Source organism: Herbaspirillum sp. LeCh32-8 (genome assembly GCF_017814915.1).
Taxonomy (GTDB): Bacteria; Pseudomonadota; Gammaproteobacteria; order Burkholderiales; family Burkholderiaceae_D; genus Herbaspirillum.
Window position 1 is genome coordinate 59,941 of the sequence record NZ_JAGIPZ010000014.1, and the last position, 24,382, is coordinate 84,322.

The 24,382-nt window shown below is 64.7% G+C and carries 19 protein-coding genes; 6 read left to right on the forward strand and 13 right to left on the reverse strand.

What is annotated here, in order from left to right; translation table 11 throughout:
- Nucleotides 1–5 precede the first annotated feature (5 nt).
- The 4 genes from J8I26_RS19970 to J8I26_RS19985 all read left to right on the forward strand — a co-directional run bounded on the left by J8I26_RS19970 (nucleotide 6) and on the right by J8I26_RS19985 (nucleotide 5,531).
- Nucleotides 6–1,928, forward strand: coding sequence for a PrkA family serine protein kinase (locus J8I26_RS19970; RefSeq protein ID WP_209608863.1), 1,923 nt, complete (start codon nucleotides 6–8; stop codon nucleotides 1,926–1,928).
- Between the two features lie 117 nt (nucleotides 1,929–2,045).
- Entirely contained in the window at nucleotides 2,046–3,311 is a 1,266-nt protein-coding gene (locus J8I26_RS19975) for a YeaH/YhbH family protein (RefSeq protein WP_209608864.1), read from the forward strand.
- Entirely contained in the window at nucleotides 3,308–4,837 is a 1,530-nt protein-coding gene (locus J8I26_RS19980; protein WP_209608865.1) for a SpoVR family protein, read from the forward strand. Before J8I26_RS19975 ends, J8I26_RS19980 begins: the two co-directional genes overlap by 4 nt.
- A gap of 40 nt (nucleotides 4,838–4,877) precedes the next feature.
- The gene (locus J8I26_RS19985) at nucleotides 4,878–5,531 is read left to right on the forward strand and encodes an LON peptidase substrate-binding domain-containing protein (protein ID WP_209608866.1); all 654 of its coding nucleotides are present in this window, start codon (nucleotides 4,878–4,880) and stop codon (nucleotides 5,529–5,531) included.
- A gap of 44 nt (nucleotides 5,532–5,575) precedes the next feature.
- Here the strand turns inward: J8I26_RS19985 and J8I26_RS19990 are convergent, their stop codons facing one another.
- From J8I26_RS19990 to metH, 4 genes are all read right to left on the reverse strand, one after another.
- Nucleotides 5,576–6,265, reverse strand: a complete 690-nt coding sequence (locus J8I26_RS19990; protein WP_209608867.1) for a MarC family protein — start codon at nucleotides 6,263–6,265, stop codon at nucleotides 5,576–5,578.
- Nucleotides 6,266–6,360: 95 nt separating this feature from the next.
- The gene (locus tag J8I26_RS19995) at nucleotides 6,361–7,542 is read right to left on the reverse strand and encodes an MFS transporter (RefSeq protein ID WP_209608897.1); all 1,182 of its coding nucleotides are present in this window, start codon (nucleotides 7,540–7,542) and stop codon (nucleotides 6,361–6,363) included.
- Nucleotides 7,543–7,838: 296 nt separating this feature from the next.
- The gene (locus tag J8I26_RS20000; RefSeq protein WP_209608868.1) at nucleotides 7,839–8,129 is read right to left on the reverse strand and encodes a hypothetical protein; all 291 of its coding nucleotides are present in this window, start codon (nucleotides 8,127–8,129) and stop codon (nucleotides 7,839–7,841) included.
- 121 nt (nucleotides 8,130–8,250) lie between these two features.
- On the reverse strand, nucleotides 8,251–11,994 hold the full coding sequence (metH, locus tag J8I26_RS20005) for a methionine synthase (RefSeq protein WP_209608869.1): 3,744 nt from the start codon (nucleotides 11,992–11,994) through the stop codon (nucleotides 8,251–8,253).
- 174 nt (nucleotides 11,995–12,168) lie between these two features.
- Between metH and J8I26_RS20010 the strand changes: the two genes are divergently transcribed.
- Nucleotides 12,169–12,750 carry a 5'-methylthioadenosine nucleosidase gene (locus J8I26_RS20010; protein WP_209608870.1) on the forward strand — a complete coding sequence of 194 codons (582 nt, stop codon included), beginning with the start codon at nucleotides 12,169–12,171 and terminating at the stop codon, nucleotides 12,748–12,750.
- A gap of 104 nt (nucleotides 12,751–12,854) precedes the next feature.
- Here the strand turns inward: J8I26_RS20010 and J8I26_RS20015 are convergent, their stop codons facing one another.
- Together J8I26_RS20015 and rocD are read right to left on the reverse strand one after the other, a co-directional pair.
- Nucleotides 12,855–13,730 (reverse strand): arginine deiminase-related protein, encoded by an 876-nt coding sequence (locus J8I26_RS20015; protein WP_209608871.1) that lies wholly within the window; start codon nucleotides 13,728–13,730, stop codon nucleotides 12,855–12,857.
- A 46-nt stretch (nucleotides 13,731–13,776) separates the two neighbouring features.
- Nucleotides 13,777–15,018 (reverse strand): ornithine--oxo-acid transaminase, encoded by a 1,242-nt coding sequence (gene rocD, locus J8I26_RS20020; protein ID WP_209608872.1) that lies wholly within the window; start codon nucleotides 15,016–15,018, stop codon nucleotides 13,777–13,779.
- A gap of 178 nt (nucleotides 15,019–15,196) precedes the next feature.
- Here rocD and J8I26_RS20025 point away from each other — a divergent pair, with 178 nt between their 5' ends.
- Nucleotides 15,197–15,661 carry an Lrp/AsnC family transcriptional regulator gene (locus tag J8I26_RS20025; protein ID WP_209608873.1) on the forward strand — a complete coding sequence of 155 codons (465 nt, stop codon included), beginning with the start codon at nucleotides 15,197–15,199 and terminating at the stop codon, nucleotides 15,659–15,661.
- A 36-nt stretch (nucleotides 15,662–15,697) separates the two neighbouring features.
- Here the strand turns inward: J8I26_RS20025 and fmt are convergent, their stop codons facing one another.
- From fmt to J8I26_RS20060, 7 genes are all read right to left on the reverse strand, one after another.
- Nucleotides 15,698–16,651, reverse strand: a complete 954-nt coding sequence (gene fmt / locus J8I26_RS20030) for a methionyl-tRNA formyltransferase (RefSeq protein WP_209608874.1) — start codon at nucleotides 16,649–16,651, stop codon at nucleotides 15,698–15,700.
- 57 nt (nucleotides 16,652–16,708) lie between these two features.
- A complete protein-coding gene (locus tag J8I26_RS20035; protein ID WP_209608875.1) occupies nucleotides 16,709–17,521 on the reverse strand; it encodes an SDR family oxidoreductase in 813 nt (270 codons plus the stop codon).
- Between the two features lie 85 nt (nucleotides 17,522–17,606).
- Nucleotides 17,607–18,305 (reverse strand): thiol:disulfide interchange protein DsbA/DsbL, encoded by a 699-nt coding sequence (locus tag J8I26_RS20040; protein ID WP_209608876.1) that lies wholly within the window; start codon nucleotides 18,303–18,305, stop codon nucleotides 17,607–17,609.
- Nucleotides 18,306–18,421: 116 nt separating this feature from the next.
- Complete coding sequence (locus J8I26_RS20045; RefSeq protein WP_209608877.1) at nucleotides 18,422–19,069, reverse strand: SPOR domain-containing protein; 648 nt, start codon at nucleotides 19,067–19,069, stop codon at nucleotides 18,422–18,424.
- Nucleotides 19,070–19,097: 28 nt separating this feature from the next.
- Nucleotides 19,098–20,831 (reverse strand): arginine--tRNA ligase, encoded by a 1,734-nt coding sequence (gene argS, locus J8I26_RS20050; RefSeq protein WP_209608878.1) that lies wholly within the window; start codon nucleotides 20,829–20,831, stop codon nucleotides 19,098–19,100.
- A gap of 186 nt (nucleotides 20,832–21,017) precedes the next feature.
- Nucleotides 21,018–21,644, reverse strand: a complete 627-nt coding sequence (locus J8I26_RS20055; protein WP_348635348.1) for a DUF6622 family protein — start codon at nucleotides 21,642–21,644, stop codon at nucleotides 21,018–21,020.
- 30 nt (nucleotides 21,645–21,674) lie between these two features.
- Nucleotides 21,675–23,819, reverse strand: coding sequence for a primosomal protein N' (locus J8I26_RS20060; protein WP_209608880.1), 2,145 nt, complete (start codon nucleotides 23,817–23,819; stop codon nucleotides 21,675–21,677).
- Nucleotides 23,820–24,382 lie beyond the last annotated feature (563 nt).

The window sequence follows — 24,382 nt, forward strand, 5'->3', positions numbered from 1 at the left end:
GTGGTATGGATATCTACAGCAGCTTTGCAAGCCGGTTCGACAAGACCAGAGAAGAAGAATTTTCGCTTGAAGAGTATCTGAATCTTTGCAAGAACGACCCGGCGATCTATGCATCTGCTGCCGAACGGATGCTGATGGCCATCGGTGAGCCCGAGAAGGTCGATACCCGGGAAGATCCCCGCCTGTCCCGCATTTTCGCCAACAAGGTCATCAAGGTCTACCCAGCCTTCAGGGAGTTCTACGGCGCCGAGGAAGTCATCGAGCAGGTGGTCGCCTACTTCCGCCACGCCGCGCAAGGCCTGGAGGAAAAGAAGCAGATCCTCTACCTGCTGGGCCCGGTCGGCGGCGGCAAGTCCTCCATCGCCGAGCGCCTGAAGCAGCTCATGGAACAGGTGCCCTTCTATTCCATCAAGGGTTCGCCGGTCAATGAATCGCCGCTCGGGCTGTTCGACTATGACGAGGACGGCGGCATCCTGGAAGAGCAGTACGGCATCCCGCGCCGCTATCTCAAACCCATCCTGAGCCCGTGGGCCGTCAAGCGCCTGCACGAGTACAACGGCGACATACGCCAGTTCCGCGTGGTCAAGCGCTATCCGTCGATCCTGCGCCAGATCGCCATCTCCAAGACCGAGCCGGGCGACGAGAACAACCAGGACATCTCCACGCTGGTAGGCAAGGTCGACATCCGCAAGCTCGAACAATTCTCGCAAGACGATGCCGACGCCTACAGCTACTCGGGCGGCTTGTGCCTGTCCAACCAGGGCCTGCTGGAATTCGTCGAAATGTTCAAGGCGCCGATCAAGGTGCTGCACCCGCTGCTGACGGCCACCCAGGAAGGCAACTTCAAGGGTACCGAAGGCTTTGGCGCGATTCCCTTCGACGGCGTGATCCTGGCCCACTCCAACGAGTCGGAATGGAAAGCCTTCCGCAACAACAAGAACAACGAGGCGCTGCTGGACCGCATCTTCATCGTCAAGGTGCCGTATTGCCTGCGCGTGTCCGAAGAAATCAAGATTTACGAAAAGCTGATCCGCACCTCATCGCTCTCCAAGGCCACGTGCGCGCCGGGCACGCTGAAGATGATGGCGCAGTTCTCCATCCTGACGCGCCTCAAGGAACCGGAAAACTCCAGCCTGTTCTCCAAGATGCAGGTGTATGACGGCGAGAACCTGAAGGACACCGATCCCAAGGCCAAGTCCTACCAGGAGTACCGCGACTACGCGGGCGTGGATGAAGGCATGAACGGCATCTCGACGCGCTTCGCGTTCAAGATCCTGTCGCGCGTGTTCAACTTCGACACCACCGAAGTGGCGGCCAACCCGGTGCACCTGATGTATGTGCTGGAGCAGCAGATCGAACGCGAACAGTTCCCGCAGGAGACCGAGCAGAAGTACCTGTCCTTCGTGAAGGACACGCTGGCCTCGCGCTACGCCGAATTCATCGGTAAGGAAATCCAGACGGCCTACCTGGAGTCGTACTCGGAATACGGTCAGAACGTGTTCGACCGCTACGTGACCTACGCCGACTTCTGGATCCAGGATCAGGAATACCGCGACCACGACACCGGCGAAAGCTTCGACCGGGCGGCGCTGAACGCGGAACTGGAGAAGATCGAGAAACCGGCCGGCATCAGCAATCCCAAGGACTTCCGCAACGAGATCGTCAACTTCGTGCTGCGCGCGCGCGTCAACAACGGCGGCAAGAACCCGCTGTGGACCAGCTACGAGAAGCTGCGCGTGGTGATCGAGAAGAAGATGTTCTCCAACACCGAAGACCTGCTGCCGGTGATCTCCTTCAATGCCAAGGGGTCCACGGAAGAGATGCAAAAGCACGAAGACTTCGTCAACCGCATGGTCAGCAAGGGCTACACGCCCAAGCAGGTGCGCCTGCTGTGCGAATGGTACCTGCGCGTGCGCAAGTCCTCGTAAGCGCCGCGGAGGCGCGCCGGTTACGGTCCACGACCGTGCGGCGCGCGCCCGGCGAGCCTTCGGCGCGCCGCCCGGTCGCATGACCGCCCGGCCGCCGACCACTAGCAGGAGAACCGAGTGCTGCATCAGATCATCGACCGCAGGCTGGCTGGCAAGAACAAAAGCATCGCCAATCGGGAGCGCTTCCTGCGGCGCTTCAAGGGACATATTCAACGCTCGGTGGCGGACGCCGTGCGCGACCGCAGCATCACCGACCTCGACAAATCCAAGAGCATCAGCATCCCGCGCAAGGATGTCTCCGAACCGTTCTTCCATCATGGCAAGGGCGGCCGGCGCGAGGCGGTGCATCCCGGCAACTCGGACTATCTGCAGGGCGACCGCATCCCGCGCCAGGGCGGCGGCGGGGGCGAAGGCGGCAGCAGCGCCAGCAACGAGGGCGAGGGCCAAGACGACTTCACCTTCGAGCTCACCCGCGAAGAGTTCATGAACTACTTCTTCGAGGATCTGGAATTGCCGCGGCTGGTGGAAACCAACCTGCTGCAAGTGCCCAGCTGGAAGAACATGCGCGCCGGCTATTCGGTCGACGGCTCGCCCACCAACATCGACATCGTGCGTTCCTTGCGCAGCTCGCTGGGCCGTCGCATCGCACTAGGCGCGCCGCTGCAGCGCCAGCTCGACGAGGCCGAGGAGCAATTGCTGCTGCTCAAGCGCAAGCCGGAAGAGCACCGCGCCGACATCAAGCTGCTGGAAGAGGAAATCCGCCAGTTGAAGGCGCGTATCCTGCGCATCCCCTTCATCGACCCGTTCGACCTGCGCTACGTCAACCGCGTGCGCCAGCCGCAGCCGTCCAGTCGCGCCGTGATGTTCTGCGTGATGGACGTGTCGGGCTCGATGGACGAGCAGCGCAAGGATTTGTCCAAGCGCTTCTTCATCCTTCTTTACTTGTTCCTGACGCGCAATTACGAACACATCGAAGTCGTCTTCATCCGCCACCACACGCGCGCCGACGAGGTCGACGAAAACACCTTCTTCCATTCGCAGGAAAGCGGCGGCACGGTGGTCTCCAGCGCGCTGGAGCTGATGCACGACATCATCACCAAGCGCTACTCACCCAGCGAATGGAACATCTACGGCGCCCAGGCCTCCGACGGCGACAACTGGAACGACGATTCGCCCAAGTGCCGCGAGATTCTGGAAAGCGCGATCCTGCCGCTGACGCGTTACTTTGCCTACATCCAGGTGGCCGAGCCGGAGCAGAACCTGTGGACCGAGTACATGCAGCTGATCGAGTCGCACCCGCACTTCGCCATGAAGAAGGTGCAGTCGGCGGCGGAGATCTATCCGGTGTTCCGCGAACTCTTTGAAAAGCAGGTGCACGCATGAATACCCGCTTCAAGTACGATCCGCTGCCCTGCCCCTCGGACTGGAGCTTCGACCTGATCGAGCGCTACAACGAAGAGATCGCGCGCGTGGCCAAGGGCTACCAGCTGGACATCTATCCGATCCAGCTGGAAATCATCTCGGCCGAACAGATGATGGATGCCTACGCCTCGCACGGCATGCCGGTGAACTATCGCCACTGGTCCTACGGCAAGCACTTTATGCTCACCGAGCGCGACTACAAACGCGGCCAGATGGGCCTGGCCTACGAGATCGTGATCAACTCCGATCCCTGCATCGCCTATCTGATGGAAGAGAACACGATGACCATGCAGGCGCTGGTCATCGCGCACGCGGGCTACGGCCACAACTCCTTCTTCAAGGGCAACTACCTGTTCCAATTGTGGACCGACGCCAGCGCCATCATCGACTACCTGGTGTACGCGCGCAATTACATCGCCGAGTGCGAGGAGCGCCACGGTTTCGAGCGCGTGGAGGAACTGCTGGACTCCTGCCATGCGCTGATGAACTACGGCGTGGATCGCTACAAGCGCCCGCAGCGCCTGTCGCTGTCGCAGGAACGGGCGCGCCAGCGCGAGCGTGAGGCCTATGCGCAGTCACAGGTCAACGAACTGTGGCGCACGCTGCCGGCCAGGAAGGAAACCACCGCCACGCAAGCCGAGGAACGTTACCCAGCCGAGCCGCAGGAAAACCTGCTGTACTTCGCCGAGAAGAACGCGCCGCTGCTGGAGCCGTGGGAGCGCGAGGTGATCCGCATCGTACGCAAGGTCGGCCAGTATTTCTATCCGCAGCGCCAGACCCAGGTGATGAACGAGGGCTGGGCCACCTTCTGGCACTACACGCTGTTGAATACGCTGTACGACCAGGGTCGCCTGACCGACGGCTTCATGATGGAATTCCTGCATTCGCACAGCAATGTGGTGTTCCAGCCGCCCATCACCAAGCCGTATTACAACGGCATCAACCCATATGCGCTGGGCTTTTCGATGATGAGCGACATCCGCCGCATCTGCGAAAATCCGTCGCCCGAGGATCGCGAATGGTTCCCCGAAATCGCCGGCCGCGACTGGCTGGAAACGCTGCACCATGTGATGCGCAACTTCAAGGACGAGAGCTTCATCGCGCAATATCTCTCGCCCAAGCTGATGCGCGACATGCGCATGTTCGCGGTGCTGGACGACGAGGCGCGCAGCGAGATGGAGGTCTCGGCGATCCACAACGAGCGCGGCTTCCAGTACGTGCGCCAGGCGCTGTCGCGGCAATATGACATCAACCACCGCGAGCCCAACATCCAGGTATGGTCGGTCAACACCCGCGGCAACCGCAGCCTGACCTTGCGCCACTTCCGCAGCGACGGCCGCTCGCTGGGCGAGAGCACCAACGAGGTGCTGCGCCACATGGCGCGCCTGTGGCAGTTCGACGTCTACCTGGAGAGCGTGGACGACAACGGCTACATCGTGCAGCGCTATGAGTGCGTGGCTGAAAACCGGTATATGCTGCGGCCATGATCGCCGTCTTCCACCTCATCGCGCAGCGGCGGAGCTGACCATGCCCGCCGCCCCCGCCACACCCCGTCCGCCGATCTCGGCGCAGACCATCCCGCTGTTTCCCCTGGCCAGCACGCTGTTCCCGGAGGGAAGGCTGCCGCTGCAGATCTTCGAGGTGCGCTACCTGGACATGATCAGCAAGTGCATCGCCGACGGCAGCGGCTTCGGCGTGGTGGCGCTGACGGAAGGATCGGAAGTGCGTCGTCCGGGACAGACCGAACGCTTTGTCGGTGTGGGCACTGTGGCGCGCATCAATGAATGGTCGACGCCGTCCGTGGGGCTGATGCGCATCGCCTGCAGCGGCGCCGAGCGCTTTCGCATCCTGCAGGCCGAGCAGCAAAAGCACGGGCTATGGACGGCGGAGGTGGAGATCATGGAGGCCGACCACGCGGTGGCCGTTCCCGACGAATTGAAGAACACCGCGCAGGCGCTGGAGCACCTGCTGCAATCGGTGATGCGCCAAGGCCTGCCGGAGAGCGAAGTGCCGATCGCGCAGCCGTTCCGCCTGGGCGACTGCGGCTGGGTCGCCAACCGCTGGGCCGAGATGATGCCAGTGCCGGTGGAGATGAAGCAAAGCCTGCTGGCGCTGGACAATCCGCTGCTGCGGCTGGAGCTGGTGCAGGATGCGCTGGACGAACTGGGCTGGCTCAAATAAGCCGCCGATGCCGCGCGTCGCGGCATCAACCCTGCATCACAACATTACGGCGCCACGCCGCTGATCCCCGCCTCCGCCAGCAAGGCCGACAAACCCGACCAGAAGATCTGGATGCCGATGCACAGCAGGATGAAGGCCGACAGGCGCAGCACCACCATCGTCCCCAGCCGCCCCATCAGGTTGACCAGCTTGTGCGCGTAGTTGTAGCACAGGAAAATCACCACCGACGTCAGCGCCGCACCCAGCGCCGCGCTACCCACCGAGATCACCCAGTCCAGCAGCCGCGTGGGCGTGTTCGCGCCCAGCGTGATCGACGCGGCGATGGTGCCCGGCCCCACCGTCAGCGGGAAGCTCATCGGGAAGAAACTGCGTGCCTTGATCTCCTCGTCCGGCAGGTCTTCGTCGTAGCTCTTGGCGACCTGGGTCGGGATGGAGCTGTCCTGGCTGTTGTCGTTGAGCAGCTTCCAACCCGATACCGCCACCAGCAAACCGCCGCCCACACGCACGATGGGCAGCGAGATGCCGAAGAAGGTCAGCACGTGCGAACCGATGAAGATCGCCGCCACCAGCATGAACCAGCAGTTGATCGCCACCTGGCGCGCGATGCGCTTTTCGGTGCTGCGGCTGACGTTGCCCAGCAGGTTGGCGAACACCGGCGCGATGCCCAGCGGATTGAGGATAGGCAACAGCGTGATGGGGATCAGGACAACGGCTTTGAGGAAGAGGATCAGCATGGCTGTGAGGGCAAATCTTGATTCGAGTTATTTGCGCACAGCGTAGCCGAAAGCGCCCCGGCTGCCAACCGCGGCCGAAGCGCTTTTGCCGGCAATCAGGCGGCCTTCATACGCATCCCGCGCACGCGCGTGAGCAGCAGGAAGGCGATGGCGAAGTTGAGCAGGTTCCAGCCGATGCCGTTGGCGAAGGCGGCGTGGTAGGAACCGGTCAAGTCGAAGATCTTGCCCGACATCCAGCCGCCGATGGCCATGCCGAACATGGTGGTCATGATCACCGCGCCGACCCGCTGGCCGGCCTCGGCGGCGGGGAAATATTCGCGCACGATGATGGCGTAGGACGGCACGATGCCGCCCTGGAACAAGCCGAACAGCGCCGAGATCACATACAGCGAGGCCAGGCTGTCGAACGGCAGGAACAGCAGCAGCGACGTGCCCTGCAGGAAGGAGCCCAGCAGCAGCGTGCGCAGGCCGCCGATGCGGTCGCAGATGGCGCCCGAGACCAGCCGGCTGACCACGCCGCAGGCCAGCATCAGCGACAGCATCTGGGCGCCGCGCGCCGGGCCGTAACCGAGGTCGCCGCAGTAGGCGACGATGTGCACCTGGGGCATGGCCATCGCCACGCAACAGGCAATGCCGGCCACGCACAGCAACAGCTGGGCCGCATTGACGGACAAGCCGAACGGACGATCGCCCGCAGCGACCCGGGCCGTGCCTGCAGTGGCCATCTGTGCCGGCGGGCGCGCGCGCATCAGCAACGCCAGCGAACACATCACCGCCGCACAGATCAGCCCCAGGCCGATATAGGTCTGGCGCCAACCCACGGCGTCGACAAAGTGCTGCACGATGGGCGGCCAGATCGCGCCGCCCAGGTAGTTGCCGCTGGCGCAGACCGCCACGGCGATGCCGCGCCGCTTCAGGAACCACATCGAGGTATCGGCCACCAGCGGCGAAAAGGTGGCCGAGGTGCCCAAGAGCCCGATCAAGATACAGTGCGCCGCCATGAAGACCCAGATATTAGGCGCCAGCGCCGCCGCGATGAAACCGCCGCCCAGGCAGGCGCCGCCCAGCATCAACGGCGTCATGATGCCGCGCTTGTCGGCCATGCGGCCCATCAGCATGCCGCCAGCACCGACGCCCAGCATGGTCAGCGTATAGGGCAGCGACGCCAGGCCGCGGTCGACGCCGAATTCGGCCTGCACCGCCGGCAACACCACCGCCATGACGTACATGCCGCTGGCGCCGACAATCATCAGGATCAGCGTGATGAAGAGCCGCATGGCGGCGTAGGACGAGTCAACCTGATGCCGGCCGGCGGCGTGGCTGGATGTAGTGGAATCCACTCATTGTCTCCGTGTTTTTATCGTGAGGCGGCGCGCCTGGTTGTTATTGTCTGGTTGTCATTGTCGCGGCGGCATCATGTCGCGCAGACGGCGTCGCGGGCTGAACAGACTAACACGGGGTCATTTCCATTGCTGGCGGGCCTGCATCGCGCACGCTGATGCCGCGCCAAAACAAAAGCCGCCCGGTGGGCGGCCTTTTCAGGGAGATAACGCCAACGCGCGGATGCGTCAGCTCAGCGCCAGTCCGAGCGCACGTGATAGGGCACCTGGTTAAAGCCGCTGCGCTCCTTCTGCCGGGCGATCTTCTCCAGCATCACCAAGCCCGCCTCGTGTCCGTCCACCACGATGCGCTTGCCGCCGCCGCGCTGCTGGCTGGCGTTCCAGGTCTGGGTCAGCACCCAGTCACCCAGCAGATCCTGGCCGAGGTCGACCGTGAAGGTGCTGCGCGCGCTGTCGGAAAAGTGCAGGCGGGTGGCCTCGGTGACGGGCAGCGGGTGGGTGGCGTTGTCGGCGGAATCGATCATGTCGCAGGTGATGGCAGGCGGCGGGCGGAGGATGATAGCAGGACGGCTGACGAATTCAAGTGTATCCGGCGCTGCGGCGACTGGCAACGCCAGTACGCCGCAAACCGGCTTGCCAACCGGGTTACAGGTTGGGCGCCAGCCAGCGCTCGATCTCCTCCTTGGGCACGCCGCGGCGCTTGGCCATGTCTTCCACTTGGTCGTCGCCGATCTTGCCGACCACGAAGTACTTGGACTGCGGATGGGCGAAATAGAAGCCCGATACCGCCGCGCCCGGGAACATGGCGTAGGACTCGGTCAGCTGCATGCCGATCTCCTCGCACTGCATGACGCGGAAGGCGTCCACCTTGACGGTGTGCTCAGGGCAAGCCGGATAGCCCGGCGCGGGGCGGATGCCGACGTACTTTTCCTTGATCAGCTCGACGTTGCTGAGCTTTTCGTCCGGCACGTAGCCCCACAGGTCGGTACGCACGCGCTCGTGAAGGTATTCGGCGAAGGCTTCGGCCAGGCGGTCGGCCAGGGCCTTGAGCATGATGGACGAATAGTCGTCGTGCGCATCCTCGAAGCGCTTTTCGTGCTTCTCGATGCCCAGGCCCGAGGTGACGGCGAACAGGCCGATGTAATCCTTGATGCCCGATTCCTTGGGCGCGATGAAGTCCGACAGGCACTGGTTGGGGCGCGCCACGCCGTCCACCACCGGCTTCTCGGTCTGCTGGCGGGTGCCGTAGTAGGTGAAGGCGACCTCCTTGCGGCTGTCATCGGTGTAGATCTCGATGTCGTCGTCGTTCACCGTGTTGGCCGGCAACAGCGAGACGACACCGTTGGCGGTCAGCCAGCGGCCGTCAACGATCTTCTTCAGCATCGCCTGCGCTTCCTCAAACACCTTGCTGGCGGCTTCGCCCACCACCTCGTCGGTCAGGATGGCGGGATACGGGCCGGCCAGGTCCCAGGTCTGGAAGAACGGGCCCCAGTCGATGTAGTTGGCCAACAGACCGAGGTCGACGTTCTTGAATACGCGACGGCCGATGAACTTGGGCTTGACCGGCGCGTAGTCCAGTTTGGTCTTGTTGGCGCGAGCGGCGGCCAGCGCCAGCATCGGCGCCGCCTTCTTGTTGGCGTGCTGCTCGCGGATGCGTTCGTAGTCGGCGTTGAGCTCGGCCACGTAGGCGCCCTTCTGCTCGTCGGTCAGCAGCGACTGCGCCACCGACACGGCGCGCGAGGCGTCCGGCACGTAGACCACCGGGCCGTCGTAGTTCGGCGCAATCTTCACCGCGGTGTGCGCGCGCGAGGTGGTGGCGCCGCCGATCAGCAGCGGCATCTTCAGCCCGGCGAAATACGGGTCGCGCTGCATTTCCTTGGCGACGTAGGCCATCTCTTCCAGCGACGGCGTGATCAGGCCGGACAGGCCGATGATGTCCGCATTCTCTTCCTTGGCCTTGGCCAGAATCTGCGAGCACGGCACCATCACGCCCATGTTCACGACCTCGAAGTTGTTGCACTGGAGGACCACGGTGACGATGTTCTTGCCGATGTCGTGCACGTCGCCCTTGACGGTGGCGATCACGATCTTGCCCTTGGGCTTGGCCACCACGCCGGTCTCGATCTCCAGCTGGCGCTTTTCTTCTTCGATGAAGGGGATCAGGTGGGCCACCGCCTGCTTCATCACGCGCGCCGACTTCACCACCTGCGGCAGAAACATCTTGCCCTGGCCGAACAGGTCGCCGACCACGTTCATGCCGTCCATCAGCGGGCCTTCGATCACGTGGATCGGGCGACCGCCGCGCGCGGCAATCTGCGCGCGCGCTTCTTCGGTGTCTTCCACGATCCATTGCGTGATGCCGTGCACCAGCGCGTGCGACAGGCGCTTCTCGACCGGTTCGTTGCGCCACTCCAGCGTGGCTTCTTCCTTCTTGTCGCCGGCCTTCAGGGTGGCGGCGTATTCGATCATGCGCTCGGTGGCGTCCTCGCGGCGGTTCAGCACCACGTCCTCAACGCGCTCGCGCAGCTCGGCCGGCAGATCGTCATACACGCCGATCATGCCGGCGTTGACGATGCCCATGGTCATGCCGGCCTTGATGGCGTGGTACAGAAACACGGTATGGATCGCCTCGCGCGCCGGGTCGTTGCCTCGGAAGCTGAAGGAGACGTTGGAGACGCCGCCGCTGATCTTGGCGTAGGGCAGGTTCTGGTGGATCCAGCGGGTGGCTTCGATGAAGTCGACCGCGTAGTTGTTGTGCTCTTCGATACCGGTGGCGACGGCGAAGATGTTGGGGTCGAAGATGATGTCTTCCGGCGGGAAGCCCAGCTTGTCCACCAACAGGCGATAGGCGCGCTCGCAGATCTCGATCTTGCGGGCGAAGGTGTCGGCCTGGCCGACTTCGTCGAAGGCCATCACGATCACGGCGGCGCCGTAGCGACGGCACAGCTTGGCCTCGCGCAGGAATTTCTCCTCGCCTTCCTTCATCGAGATGGAGTTGACGATGGACTTGCCCTGCACGCACTTCAGGCCGGCCTCGATGACTTCCCACTTGGAGGAGTCGATCATGATGGGCACGCGCGCGATGTCGGGTTCGGAGGCGATCAGGTTCAAAAAGCGGGTCATGGCGGCGACCGAGTCGAGCATCGCTTCGTCCATGTTGATGTCGATGATCTGGGCGCCGTTCTCGACCTGCTGGCGCGCCACCGCCAGCGCCTCGTCGTATTGCTCGTTGAGGATCAGGCGGGCGAAGGCCTTGGAGCCGGTGACGTTGGTGCGCTCGCCGACGTTGACGTACAGCGAGTCGTCATTGATGGTGAACGGCTCCAGGCCCGACAGGCGCATCTCGTGCGTGGCCTCGGGCAGCTTGCGCGGGGCGATGCTGGCCACGGTCTCGGCGATCGCCTTGATGTGCGGCGGCGTGGTGCCGCAGCAGCCGCCGGCGACGTTGACGAAGCCACTCTCGGCAAATTCTTTCAGCAGCGCCGAGGTGACGTCAGGCGTCTCGTCGAAGCCGGTGTCGCTCATCGGGTTGGGCAGGCCGGCGTTGGGGTAGATGCAGACGTAGGTGTCGGCGATCTTGGAGAGCTCTTCCGCGTAGGGGCGCATCAGCGCCGCGCCCAGCGCACAGTTCAAACCCACGGTCAGCGGACGGGCGTGGCGGATCGAGTTCCAGAACGCGGTCACGGTCTGGCCCGACAGGATGCGGCCCGAGGCGTCGGTGACGGTGCCGGAGATCATGATCGGCAGGCGCTTGCCCGATTCTTCGAAGAAGGTGTCGATGGCGAACAGCGCAGCCTTGCAGTTCAGGGTATCGAAGATGGTCTCGACCAGCAGCACGTCGGCGCCGCCTTCCACCAGCGCGCGGGTCTGCTCCAGATAAGCCGCGACCAGCTGGTCGAAGGTGACGTTGCGCGCGGCGGGGTCGTTGACGTCCGGCGAGATCGAGGCGGTCTTGGGCGTGGGGCCGAGCGCGCCGGCCACGAAGCGCGGCTTGTCCGGCGTCGAGTACTTGTCGCAGGCGGCGCGCGCCAGGCGGGCCGACTCCACGTTCATCTCGTAGACCAGCTCGGCCATGTGGTAGTCGTCCTGGGCCACGCTGGTGGCGCCGAAGGTATTGGTCTCGATCAGGTCGGCGCCGGCGGCCAGGTATTTCTCATGGATTTCCTGGATGATGTGCGGCTGCGTCAGCGAGAGCAACTCGTTGTTGCCCTTGACGAACATTTCCTTGCCGGGCACGGTGAAGTCGGCGAAGCGCTTGCCGCGGTAGTCTTCCTCGGTCAGCTTGTATTGCTGGATCATGGTGCCCATGGCGCCGTCGAGGATCAGGATGCGCTTGGACATCAGGTCACGCAACAGCAATTCGGTCTGGCAAAGTTCGTTCGGCTTCATCTGGCGTTCTTCTCTTGTTTCGGCAACAATGCGGCCCGGGGATAAAAAAACCGGCTGTCTGCGACCGGTTTTCATGGGCAAAAATAGACCCTCGATTATACGGCAAAGCCGCGCCCTTCCCCGCCCTCAGGTCGGCCGGCCGCCACGCAAAACATTTCAAACCGACAACTTCCCATGACAGCAACGCGCGTCCTGATCCTCACCGCTCTGCCACATGAACTGAACGCCGCCGATGCCCCGCCGGGCATCGAGGTGCTCTACTGCGGCGTGGGCAAGGTCAATGCCGCCCTCATCGCCACGCAGGCCATCCTGGAACGCCAACCGGAACTGGTGATCAATTTCGGCACCGCCGGCAAGGTCGACCTCGGTCATGACGGCCTGCTGGAAGTCGCCACGGTGCTTCAGCGCGACATGCTGGCCATGCCGCTGGCGCCGCGCGGGGTGACGCCGCTGATGCCGGTCGACGAGCAACCGCCGCGCCTGGAATCGGGTCATCCTGGCGTGGTATGCGGCACCGGCGACAGCTTCGTCACCGCCAGCGACGCCTGGCTGCTGGAGCAGAAGGTCGACCTGGTGGACATGGAACTGTTCGCCATCGCCCGCGTGTGCCGCCACTTCGGCGTGCCGTGGCGCGCCTTCAAGTTCATCACCGACGGCGCCGACGATGACGCGGCCGGCGATTGGGAGGCCAAGGTGCATCTCGGCGCCGAATTGTTCTGGCGCCACCTGCCGCAGGTGCTCAGGCAACACGCCTGAGGCTGCGGCGCATCCATCGCATCCATCGCATCCATCGCGCCGCTCAATGCAACATGGCCCGCAATCGCGGGCCATGTGCTTTGCAAAGGATGAAGATTCGCTCGTCAGGCGCTGCGCCGGTCGTCGCCGCGCGACGGCGCATTGGCAGCATGACGGCGCGGCTCGTTCAACTTCAGCGTGAGACACTTGGCGGCGCCGCCGGCTTTCATGAACTCGGACAACGGCGTCTCGTGCACCGCAAAACCCGTGTCCTCCAGCCGCGTGCGCAGCGCGGCCGATGCGCGGTTAAGGAACACGTGACGGCCGGCGTTGACGGTATTGCAGGCGAACGCCAGGGCGTCTTCCTCGCCCACTGCGATCAAACGATGCGGCGGCACGCGGGCGGCAATCGCCTTGCGCGAGGCGGCGTCAAAGGCCGGCAGGTAGACCATCAGATAGCCGCCCTGCAGCGGGCAAAAGCAGGTATCGAGATGATAGAAGCGCGGATCCACCAGCTGCAGCGACTGCACCTCGATTTCCAGCCAGCCGGCGATGAGCGGCGCGGCGCGTACGTCGGTCCGATGGCCATAGCCCATCCACAGCAGATCGGCCTGGCGGTCCAGCAGCGCGTCGCCGGCGCCTTCGAAGGCGATGCCGTCCGGCATGGTCAATACGCGCAGCCCCTGCTCCTCGAACCAGGCCTTGAAGCGCGGCTCCTCGGCCTGGCGCTCGGCATGGCGAAAGCGCGAGAGCACCACCTTGTCCTCCAGCACCAAGCCGGCGTTGGCGGTAAAGACCATGTCCGGCACGCCGGCGGCCGCGGGCATCTCGTGCACCGTGGCGACCTGCGCCAGGCCGTCGCGCAGCGTGCGCCATTGGCGGGCGGCCAGGCTCAGATCGGCATGGGCGACGTTGCCCTCCATCCAGGGATTGATCACATAGGAGACCTCGAAGTGCTCAGGCGGGCACATCAGGAATGCATCGTGGCGTTGTGGCTTCATGAACGTTCTCCTTGGTTGGCGTTGCGGGTCTTTCTGATCTGTCGTCTCAATGGGCGGCAGGCGCAGCGTGATGCTGCGGCACGCCCTGGAACACGTCGCGGATGGCTTGCAGCGCGACGTCCACTTCCTCGCCGGCGATCACCAGCGGCGGCGCCAGGCGCACCACGGTCTCGTGCGTTTCCTTGGTGAGCACGCCGCAGGCCATCAGCCGCTCGCAAAAGGCGCGCGCCTTGATGTAGCGCGGGTCCAGCTCCATTCCCAGCATGAGCCCGCGCCCGCGCACCTCGCGCAAGGCCGGATGCGCAATGCGGTGCAGGCCGTCGGCCAGGCGGCGCCCCTGTTCGCGGGCATTGGCGACCAGCTCGCCGTCCTGCAGCAAACCCAGCGCTTCGAACCCCACCGCAGCGGACAAGGCGTTGCCGCCGAAGGTGCTGCCGTGGTCGCCCGGGGTGAAGACATCCATCACCTCGCCACCGGCCAGGAAGGCCGACACCGGCAGCAGGCCGCCACCGAGCGCCTTGCCCAGGATCAGGCCGTCCGGGCGGATGTCGTCGTGGTCGCAGGCCAGCAGGCGACCGGTGCGCCCCAGGCCGGTCTGCACCTCGTCGCAGATCAGCAGCACGCCATGCCGCGAGCAGATCTCGCGGCAGCGGCGCAGATAGCCGTCAGGCGGCGTCACGATGCCGCCTTCGCCCTGGATGGGTTCCACCAGGAAGGCCACCGTGTCTGGCGTGATGGCCGCTTCCAGCGCGGCGGCGTCGCCGAAGGGCACCTGGTCGAAGCCGCCGTCGAAGGGGCCGAAGCCGGCGCGGTATTGCGCCTCCGACGAGAAGCCGACGATGGTCGTGGTGCGCCCGGCGAAGTTGCCGCGACACACGATGATGCGGGCCCGGCCGTCCGCCACGCCGCGATGGCGATAGCCCCATTTGCGCGCCGCCTTGATGGCGGTTTCCACCGCCTCGGCGCCGCTGTTCATCGGCAAGGCACGTGGCATGCCGGTCATCTCGCACAGCCGCTGCAAAAACAGGCCGAGGCGATCGCTGTGAAACGCGCGCGAGGTCACTGCCAGCCGCCGCGCCTGCGTCGCCAGCGCGGCCACCAGGCGCGGATGCGCATGGCCGAAGCTGACCGCCGAATAGGCCGACATCATGTCCAGGTAACGACGACCGTGGTCATCCCACAGCCACACGCCCTCGCCGCGGCTGAGCACTACCGGCAGCGGCGCGTAGTTGTGCGCGCAATAGCGCTCTTCCAGGTCGATATGCGGGTTGCTGATCCTTGCATTCATGGCGCCTCCCTGCCCGTGCACGTGATGCTGATGCATGCCCCTCGTCTTCCATAGAACCCGGGAGCGCGCGGTGGTTCATCCCCTGGATACATGATAGTTTCCAACCTATGAAATTTTGTTTCTTTTTAATTCCTCATTTCATTAAAATACGCACGATTCTTTCTCCATCTCCACCATCATGGAAAAATTCGATCGTTTTGACCGCATCATCCTGGAAACCCTGCAAGCCAATGGCCGCGCCAGCAACGTCGAATTGTCCGAGCGCGCGCACTTGTCCCCGCCGCAGTGTTACCGGCGCGTGCAGCGGCTGGAGCAGGAGGGAGTGATTCGCGGCTATACGGCGCAGCTGGAGCCGGCCGCGCTGGGGCTGGGCGTGACGGCCTTCGTCAGCCTCTCGCTGGCGCGCGAGCAGTTCAAGCAGGTGCGCAGCGTGGAAAAGGCGATACGGCAGTTTCCGGAGATTTTGGAGTGCTACACCATCTCCGGCGACTTCGACTATCTGTTAAAAGTGGTGGCGAGCGACCTCAAGAGCCTGTCGGCGTTTCTGACCGACCGCCTGATGCAGGTGCCGGGCGTGGCAGGGGTGCGCTCGATGGTGTGCATGGAAGAGATCAAGCCGGCCAGCGCGCTGCCTGTGCCCTGACAACGCGCGGCGGCCGGCCTGGAGAAAATCAGCTGATCAGCTGAAGCGCGCGCCCTCCAGCGCGAAGCCCTTCAGGAATTCGGAGGCGGCCAGGCGCTTGCCGCCCGGCTTTTGCAGCTCGGTCAGCAACAGGGCGCCTTCGCCGCAAGCCACCACGATGCCGCCCTGGGCGTCGGCCGACAGCACCTGCCCCGGCTCGCCGCGTTGCGCCACCGTCACCGGACGCGCCTGCCACAGCTTGATCACGGTCTCGCCGACACGACCGGTGGCGCCCGGGAAGGGATTGAAGGCGCGGATGCGGCGCGCCAGCTGCTGCGCGCTTTGCGAGAAGTCCAACGCGGCTTCTTCCTTGGCGATCTTGGCGGCGTAGTTGGCGCCCTCTTCCGGCTGCGGCGTGGCCGGCAGCTTCCCTTGCTCCAGTTTGGCCAGGGCCTCGACGATCATCTTGCCGCCCAGCGCAGCCAGCTTGTCGTGCAGGCTGCCGGTGGTGTCTTCGTCGCCGATGGGCAGGCTTTCGATCAGCAGCATGGGGCCGGTGTCCAGGCCCTCTTCCATTTGCATGATGGTGATGCCTGTCTCGGCGTCGCCGCTCTCGATGGCGCGATGGATGGGCGCGGCGCCGCGCCAGCGCGGCAGCAGCGAACCGTGGATGTTGATGCAGCCGTGACGCGGGATGTCCAGCACGCTGCGCGGCAGGATCAGGCCATAGGCCGCGACCACCATCACATCGTGCGGCGTGGCATGCAGCAGCGCGTGCGCCTCTTGCGCCACCTCGGGATACTTGCCGTTCAGGCGCAGCGACACCGGCTGCGCCACCGCCGTGCCGTGCTTGATCGCGCACTGCTTGACCGGCGAAGCCTGCAGCTGCATGCCGCGCCCGGCCGGGCGATCGGGCTGCGTCAGCACCAGGGTGATGTCGTGACCGGCGGCGTACAACGCTTCGAGCGCGACGGCGGCGAATTCCGGCGTGCCGGCAAAAATGATCTTCATGTGAACTCCAGATGCAGATGCGGGGCGCAGGCGGCAAAAGGCGGGCCGCCGCGGGGATTACAGGTTGCGTTTCTTGTGCGGAGCACGTGCGAAAGCCATATCGTACAGCCAGTTCGGCAGCGCCCTGAGCAGCTTGGCGACCACGCCCATCTGCCACGGGATGACGCGGTAGCTGACGCCGTCTTCGATGGTCCGGCGCGCGCGCTCGGCGAATTGATCGGCCGGCATCAGGAAAGGCATGCGGTAGTGGTTCACCTGCGTCATCGGCGTATCGATGTAGCCGGGCGCGACCGTCACCACCTTGATGCCGCAGGCGCGCAGCTCCACGCGTAGCGATTCGCAATAGCTGATCATCGCCGCCTTGGAGGCGCTATAGGCCTCGGCGCCCGGCAAGCCGCGGATGCCCGCCACGCTGCCGATGCCGACCAGGCGACAGCGGCGTCGCTGCGCTTCGGGCAAGGCCTTCATGCGCGCAACAAAGGGCGTAAAGGTAGCGAAGGCGGCGGTGACGTTGACCGCCATGATGCGCTCGAAGGCAGCAAGGTCTTCCTGGTACTCGGTCAGCGTGCCTTGCGAGATGCCGGCGTTGGCGATCACCACGTCGGCGCCGCCGAACTCGGCCATGAAGGCCTCGGCCGCCGACTGCAGCGCGGCGTGGTCGGTGACATCAAGCGCGTAGACGCGATGCGCCTGCCCATCGGGGGCAGGCAGGCTGGCGCGCAAGGCTTCCAGCTCGGCGGCGCGCCGCGCCACCAAACCCAGCACCGCCCCTTGCTGCGCATAGGCGCGCGCCAGCGCCATGCCGATGCCACTGGAGGCGCCGGTCAGAAAGACGCGTTGCCGCGCCGTCGCGCCGTGGAGTTCTGCCATGCTGTCCCCGCTGGTGAAATGAGTGACTGGAAATGAAAACGGTCCGCGGCCTTGCGGACGCGGACCGTTTCCGGATCTTGCGCGATTACTTCTTCTTGCCGCCGGCGGCCTTCTCGGCAGCGGCCTTGGCGACCAGGTGATCCATCACCTGCAGCGCCGCGGCCTGCTGCATCGATTCCGGCTGGTTGGCCAGCGCCACGCCGACCACGGCCGGCGAGGTCACGTAGCGGCCGTCGATGGCGATCATCGGCACGCCGTCGACCTTGTAGGCTTCCTGCAGCTGCGCTGCGCGGCGGGCCTTGGTCTGCACGCCGAAGGAGTTGTACAGGTCCAGGAATTTCTGCTTGTCGATGCCGGCCTTCTCGATGTAGGCCAGGATGGTCTTGTCGGTGTTGATGCGCTGGCCTTCGACGTGGATCGCGTGGAAGATCTTCGGGGTCAGCTCATCGGCCTTGCCCATGGCTTCCAGCGTGTAGTACAGCTTTTGCTGCGGTACGAAGCTGTCGCGGAAGGCAACCGGCACCTTCTTGAAGTTGATCTTGTCGCCCTGCTTCTTGACCCATGCGGTCAGCGACGGATCCCAGGCCGCACAGTGCGGGCAATCGAACCAGAAGAACTCGGTGACTTCGACCTTGTTGCCCGAGTCGGTGGGCTGGGCCTGCTCCAGCACACGGTAGTCGGTGCCGACTTGCGGATTGGCCGGCGAGGCCGACGCATTCACACCGGCCGACAGGGCCAGCACGCCAAAGCTGACGGCGGCCAGCAGCTGTTGATAGAAACGCATGAAATTACCCTCTCTGATGGATATTCGACAAAGGCCCGCCATCCGGCCGGCCCCGGAACCCGTTTGCCCCGGCCATCCCCTGATGCCGGGCCGAACGCGCTCCTGATTCTTGACGCTTACTTGGGAATGCGAACGATCGCCGCATCAACCCCGTTATCGGACAGTTTGCTGCGCGTCCGGTTCATTGCTTCAGCGTGGTCGAAGGGACCGATGCGCACGCGGTACAGCACGCCGCTGTCGGCGGTGCGCTCGGTCACACGGGCTTCGAAACCGAGCAGGGCCAGCTTGGCGCGCGCGCTTTCGGCATCGTTCTGGTCGCGGAAGGCGCCGGCTTGGAGGAAGTAGGTCCACTTGTCGTCGGCGTCGTTCTTGGACGGCGCGGCCGCAGACGGCTTGGCGTCGGCCACCTTGGCGTCAGGCTGCTTGGCCGGCGCGGGAGTCGGCGCCGGCGTCGGCGCCACCGGGGCGACCGGCTGGGCCGCGGCGGTATTGGGCGGCACCGGGGTCTGCGACTGCTGCTGCTCGCGGGCGGCCTCGCGCGCGATGTCGCGGTTGCCGTACAGCGGACGATTGGGATCGGCCGCCTGCGCCGGCGTCGGATCGGCGCGCTCGGGGCGCACCACCTTGTTGACGAAGGGAATCGGCGACTTGGTGATCATCAGCGCTACGCCCACGGCGATGCCCAGACCGACGATCAAACCCAGGATCAGGCCCAGCAGCGTGCCGCCGGCCTGCTTTTGATGTTTCGCGTTCAACTGTTTCACGTTTCTCTTTTAGCGGCTTGGACTTGTTTTACATGCGGGCCGGCGCCGACACGCCCAACAGCGCGAGGCCGTTACGCAGCACTTGGCGGGTGGCGGCCAACAGGGCCAGGCGTGCGGACTTGGTTGGGACATCGTCGACCAGCACGCGTTCCGCATTGTAGTAGCTATGCAGTTCGCCTGCCAGATCGCGCAGGTAGAAGGCGACCTGGTGCGGGCCCAGCTCGGCCAGCGCATGCGCCAGCATTTCCGGATACTCGGCCAGCTTGGCCAGCAGCGTGGCTTCACGCGGCGCGGTCAGCGGCGACAGGTCGGCGACGTTCTTCAGCTCGTCCTCGTTGCCGCCCCACTTGCCCAGCACGGTGCAGATGCGCGCGTGGGCGTACTGCACGTAGTAGACCGGGTTTTCGTCGGACTGCGCCAGCGCCAGGTCGACGTCGAACACGAACTCGGTGTCGGCCTTGCGCGAAATCAGGAAGAAGCGCACCGCATCGCGGCCGCGGGTCAGGTCACGGGCTTCACCCTCGACGGCCTCGCCGGTCGACCATTCGATCAGGTCGCGCAGTGTGACGTAGGAGCCGGCGCGCTTGGAGATCTTGACCTCCTCGCCGTTGCGCATGACGGTGACCATCTTGTGCAGCACGTAGTCGGGGTAGCCCTGCGGGATGCCCACGCCGGCCGCCTGCAGGCCTGCTCGCACGCGCGCGATGGTGCCGTGGTGGTCGCTGCCCTGGATGTTGATGACCTTGCCGTAACCACGTTGCCATTTGTTGATGTGATAGGCGACGTCGGGCACGAAGTAGGTGTAGGTGCCGTCGGTTTTCTTCATGACGCGATCCTTGTCGTCGCCATAGTCGGTGGTGCGCAGCCACAGCGCGCCTTCCTGCTCGTAGGTCTTGCCGGCCGCGACCAGCGCCTCGACCGCGGCGGCCACCTTGCCGTCGGCGTAGAGCGAGGACTCCAGGTAGTAGTTGTCGAACTTCACGCCGAAGGCCTGCAGGTCCAGGTCCTGCTCATGGCGCAGGTAGGCCACGGCGAAGCGGCGGATCGACTCGATGTCCTCGACGTCGCCGCTGGCGGTAGCCGGCTCGCCGTCGCTGGCGGACACGGTTTTCTTGTCGAGGAAGTCGCGCGCGATGTCGCCGATGTAGTCGCCGTTGTAGGCCGACTCCGGCCACTGCGCGTCGCCCGGCTTGAAGCCGCGCGCGCGCGCCTGCACCGAGGTGGCCAGCGTGGCGATCTGCACGCCGGCGTCGTTGTAGTAGAACTCGCGCAGCACGTCGTAGCCCTGCACTTCCAGCAGCGACGACAGCGCATCGCCCAACGCGCCCTGGCGGCCGTGGCCGACGTGCAGCGGACCGGTCGGATTGGCCGAGACAAACTCGACCAGCACCTTCTTGCCCTCGCCGGCGCGGCTCTTGCCGAAATCGGCGCCCTGCTCATGGATCACCTTCACCACCGCCTGCTTGGCGGCGGCCGCCACGCGCAGGTTGATGAAACCGGGGCCGGCGATCTCGGCCGACTCGACCAGGCCTTCACGGGCCGGATCGGCCATCACCGCGGCCACGATGGCCTGCGCCAGCTCGCGCGGATTCTTCTTCAGCGGCTTGGCCAGCTGCATGGCGATGTTGCAGGCGACGTCGCCGTGCGAGGCGTCGCGCGGACGCTCCAGAGCGATGTTCGGCTGCAGGTCGGTGCCGTCCAGGATGGGCTTCAGGGCGGAGGAAAACAGGTCGGAGATGCTTTGTTTCTGTTGTGCGAGCATGGGAATGGCTTAAGGCGGAAGCAGCTGCGGGCGGAATCAGGTGTCAGATCAGGTGTCACCCATGCCACGCGAAAGAGCGCTGACTTATTTAATTGAGCAGCCGAGATTATACCGGCTTGCCGATCCGCTTTGCGCCCCCGAGGCGGCCGCGCGGGCCGCCTTTTTGCCATCCGCCCCGCCGGCCGCTCAGCCGATCGCGGCCGGCGCCTGGGCGCCGTCGGCGGCGGCGCGTCGATAAAGATGCAGGATTCGCAACAAACGGCCGGCAAAGACGCCCGCGAACGCGCCGTAAAGCAAGGCCTGCGGCAGGGCGAACCAGGCCTGCGCGGCCAGTTGCGGGTGCAGCGCCAGGGTGACTGCGGCGGCGTATTTGACGGCAAAGATGCTCAGCGTCAGCAACAGCGGTTGCCAGCTGCCGCGCTGGACGATGCGGCGGCTGGCGGCGTCCACCCGGATCGCCCGGGCGGCGCGGCTGCCGAAGCTCAGCAGCGCCGACACCAACAGTGCGCCCGCGCCCAGCAGGGCGTTGAGCGGATGTGTCTCGAAGGTGCCGAACAAGCCCGACAGCGACAACGCCAGCATCACCAGCGGCAAGGCCAGCGTCTTGACGAGGCCGGTCTCGCGGTCGCGGCTGGCCTGCCAGCCACGGTAGATCAGGAAGGCCAGCAGCGGCCAGACCCACAGCGGCGTGTGGGAGAGGATGGCGACGATCATGGAATGCTCCTGTGCAATGGATGAGAACAGGAGCAAGGCTAGGGCCGGATGAGGCGGCAGCCCAGCGCTTTGCGACGAAATGCCGGATCCGGGCGGCAAGCCGGCTCTGCATGGCGCAAAGCGACGGCCTCAGATATCGACCGGATCGACCTCCAACGACCAGCGCGCACGCGTCTTCACCTGCCGCAGCAGCGCCAGCCATTCCTTGAGGAAAGCCTGCAAGGCCGGACGCGAAGCGCACTCCACCAGCAGTTGCGCGCGCTCGGTATTGGCCACCCGCATCATGGTCATCGGGATGGGCTCGTTGATGGTGATAGCCGGCGCCTCCAGCATGGCGGCGGCCTCCTGCAGGAAAGCCATGGCCTGCTCCAGCTCGCGCGCTTCGGCGCGCAGCAGGGCCTGGTACATGAACGGCGGGAAATAGGCTTGGCGGCGCTCTTCCAGCAGCTCGCCGGCAAAGCCGTCGTAGTCGTGGCGCATCACGGCCTGGTACAGCGGATGGTGCGGGTAGCGGGTCTGGATGAGCACTTCGCCGGAGCTGCCGTCGGCCGACAGGCCGGCGCGCCCGGCGCGCCCGGCCACCTGCATCAGCTGCGCGAACAAACGCTCGCTGGCGCGGTAGTCGTGCGAGAACAGCGCGGTGTCGGGATTCATCACGCCCACCAGCGTGAGCTTTTTGAAGTCATGGCCCTTGGCCACCATCTGGGTGCCGATCAGGATATCCACCTCGCCGCGGTGCACGCTGTCGAAGGCGCTCTGGGCCGAACCCTTGAGCCGCGTGGAGTCGGCGTCGATGCGCAAGACGCGCGCCTCCGGGAAGATCGCGTGCAGGCCTTCTTCCACCCGTTGCGTGCCGCGCCCCAGCGGCTGCAGGTCGACGTTACCGCAGGTCGGGCAGGACTTGGGGATATGCAATTCCAGACTGCAGTGGTGGCAACGCAGCCGGCGTTCCGGACGGTGCACCACCATGAAGGCGTCGCAGCGCATGCAGTTGCTGATCCAGCCGCAGGCGTCGCACGCCAGCACCGGCGCATAACCGCGCCGATTCAGGAACAGCAGCGACTGCTCGCCGTTTTCCAGGCGCTTGCGCACGGCCGTGATCAGGGTCGAGGTCAGGCCGTCGACCGGCTTGTCGCGCTCCATGTCGACCACTTTCACCTTGGGCAACACCGCCTGCTGCGCCGCGCGCTGGCGCAGCTCCAGCCGGCGGTAGCGGCCGGCCTGGGCATGCTGCCAGGTTTCCAGCGACGGCGTGGCCGAACCCAGCACGATCGGGATACCCAGCTGGTGCGCGCGCCACACGGCGAGGTCGCGCGCCGAGTAGCGCAGGCCTTCCTGCTGCTTGTAGGAGGGATCGTGCTCTTCGTCGATGACGATCAGCTTCAGCCTGGGCAGCGAGGACAGGATGGCCAGGCGCGTGCCGAGCACAATGTGCGCCTGCCCCAGGTGGGCCGCCAGCCAGTTGCGGGCGCGCTCGCCCTCGGCCAGGCCGCTGTGCAGCGCCACCACGTTGAGGTGCGGGAAACGCGCGCGGATGTTGCCTTCCAGCTGCGGCGTGAGGTTGATCTCGGGCACCAGCACCAGGATCTGCGCGCAGGCTTGCGCGTGCGCGTCTGCGGACTCGGCCGGGGCAGCCGCCGCCTCGGACTGCAGGATGGCAGCGGCCGCCTGCAGGTAGACCTCGGTCTTGCCGCTGCCGGTGACGCCGTACAGCAGCAGCGGCGCGAAGCCGCGCGCCTGGGCAATGGCGTCGACGGCCTCCTGCTGGGCCGTATTCAACGGCGGCGCCGGGCCGAACTGCATGGGGTCGGGCAAGGCTTCCGGCGGGGGCGCCGGTTCTGCCGGCGCGGCGTCGGCAGCCTTGGACCTCGCTTTGCGCTTCTTGGGCGCAGGCGTCTTGTCGAGCGCCTTCAGGGCTTTGTCCAGCGCCACCGTGGTCAGCGCGCGCAGATTCTTGGGCAGGCCGGGCAGCATCACTTCGCCCAGCGGGCGCTGGTAATAGTCCGCAGCGAAGCCGGCCAGCGCCAACCAGTGCGCCGACAAGGGCGCCAGCTGGCGCCGCACGGCGATCACCTGCTTGATCTTGTCGGCCCCCAGCTCGCTGGCGTCGGCATGGCCGACCACCACGCCCACGGCCTCGCGGCGACCGAAGGGCACCACCACCAGATGACCGACGGCGGGAACCGGCTCGCCCACTTCCTGCGGCCGCCAACAGTAATCGAAGACGGTATGCAAGGGGGTATCGAGGGCGACCTGAAGGATGCGTTGTTCCACGAACTTAATGTGATTCCTGAAAAACTGAGCTAACTATTGGTTTCATTGGCTTTTTTTGATCTATCCACAAATTCTGTGGATAACTTTGGGGACAAGTGGCTATTGACAGCCCTTCAGCGAGTCTGCATGCGGTATCCGCTAAAATGCCCAAATCAAACGCAAAAAATAAATCCAATAAAATCAAATACTTATAATTTAACTCCCTAGCCGCAAAAAAATTTTCATAAATATTTTTGGGCTCCCTGCCGGCCGCTGTTGATGTGCATAAGTGCCGACTACGGGATGAGTGAACGTACTTTTGTCAAGCGTTCTCCGACATCTGTCGACCGGAAATTTCCGGCATGCACCGCCCGGAGTCGTCCTACAAATTTAAAGTAAAACGTCAAAAGCGCACGTAAACGACGGTTTACAAAGTGCTTTTGAGCTTATGCACAATTCTTGTGGATAACTTTGTTGACAAGTGCCTCTTGACAGCCCCGCAGCCCGCCAAGGCAGGCGCTTTCGAGCGATTGCCCAAAATCGCATCAAAAAATAAAATCAATAAAATCATGCACTTAGCAAAA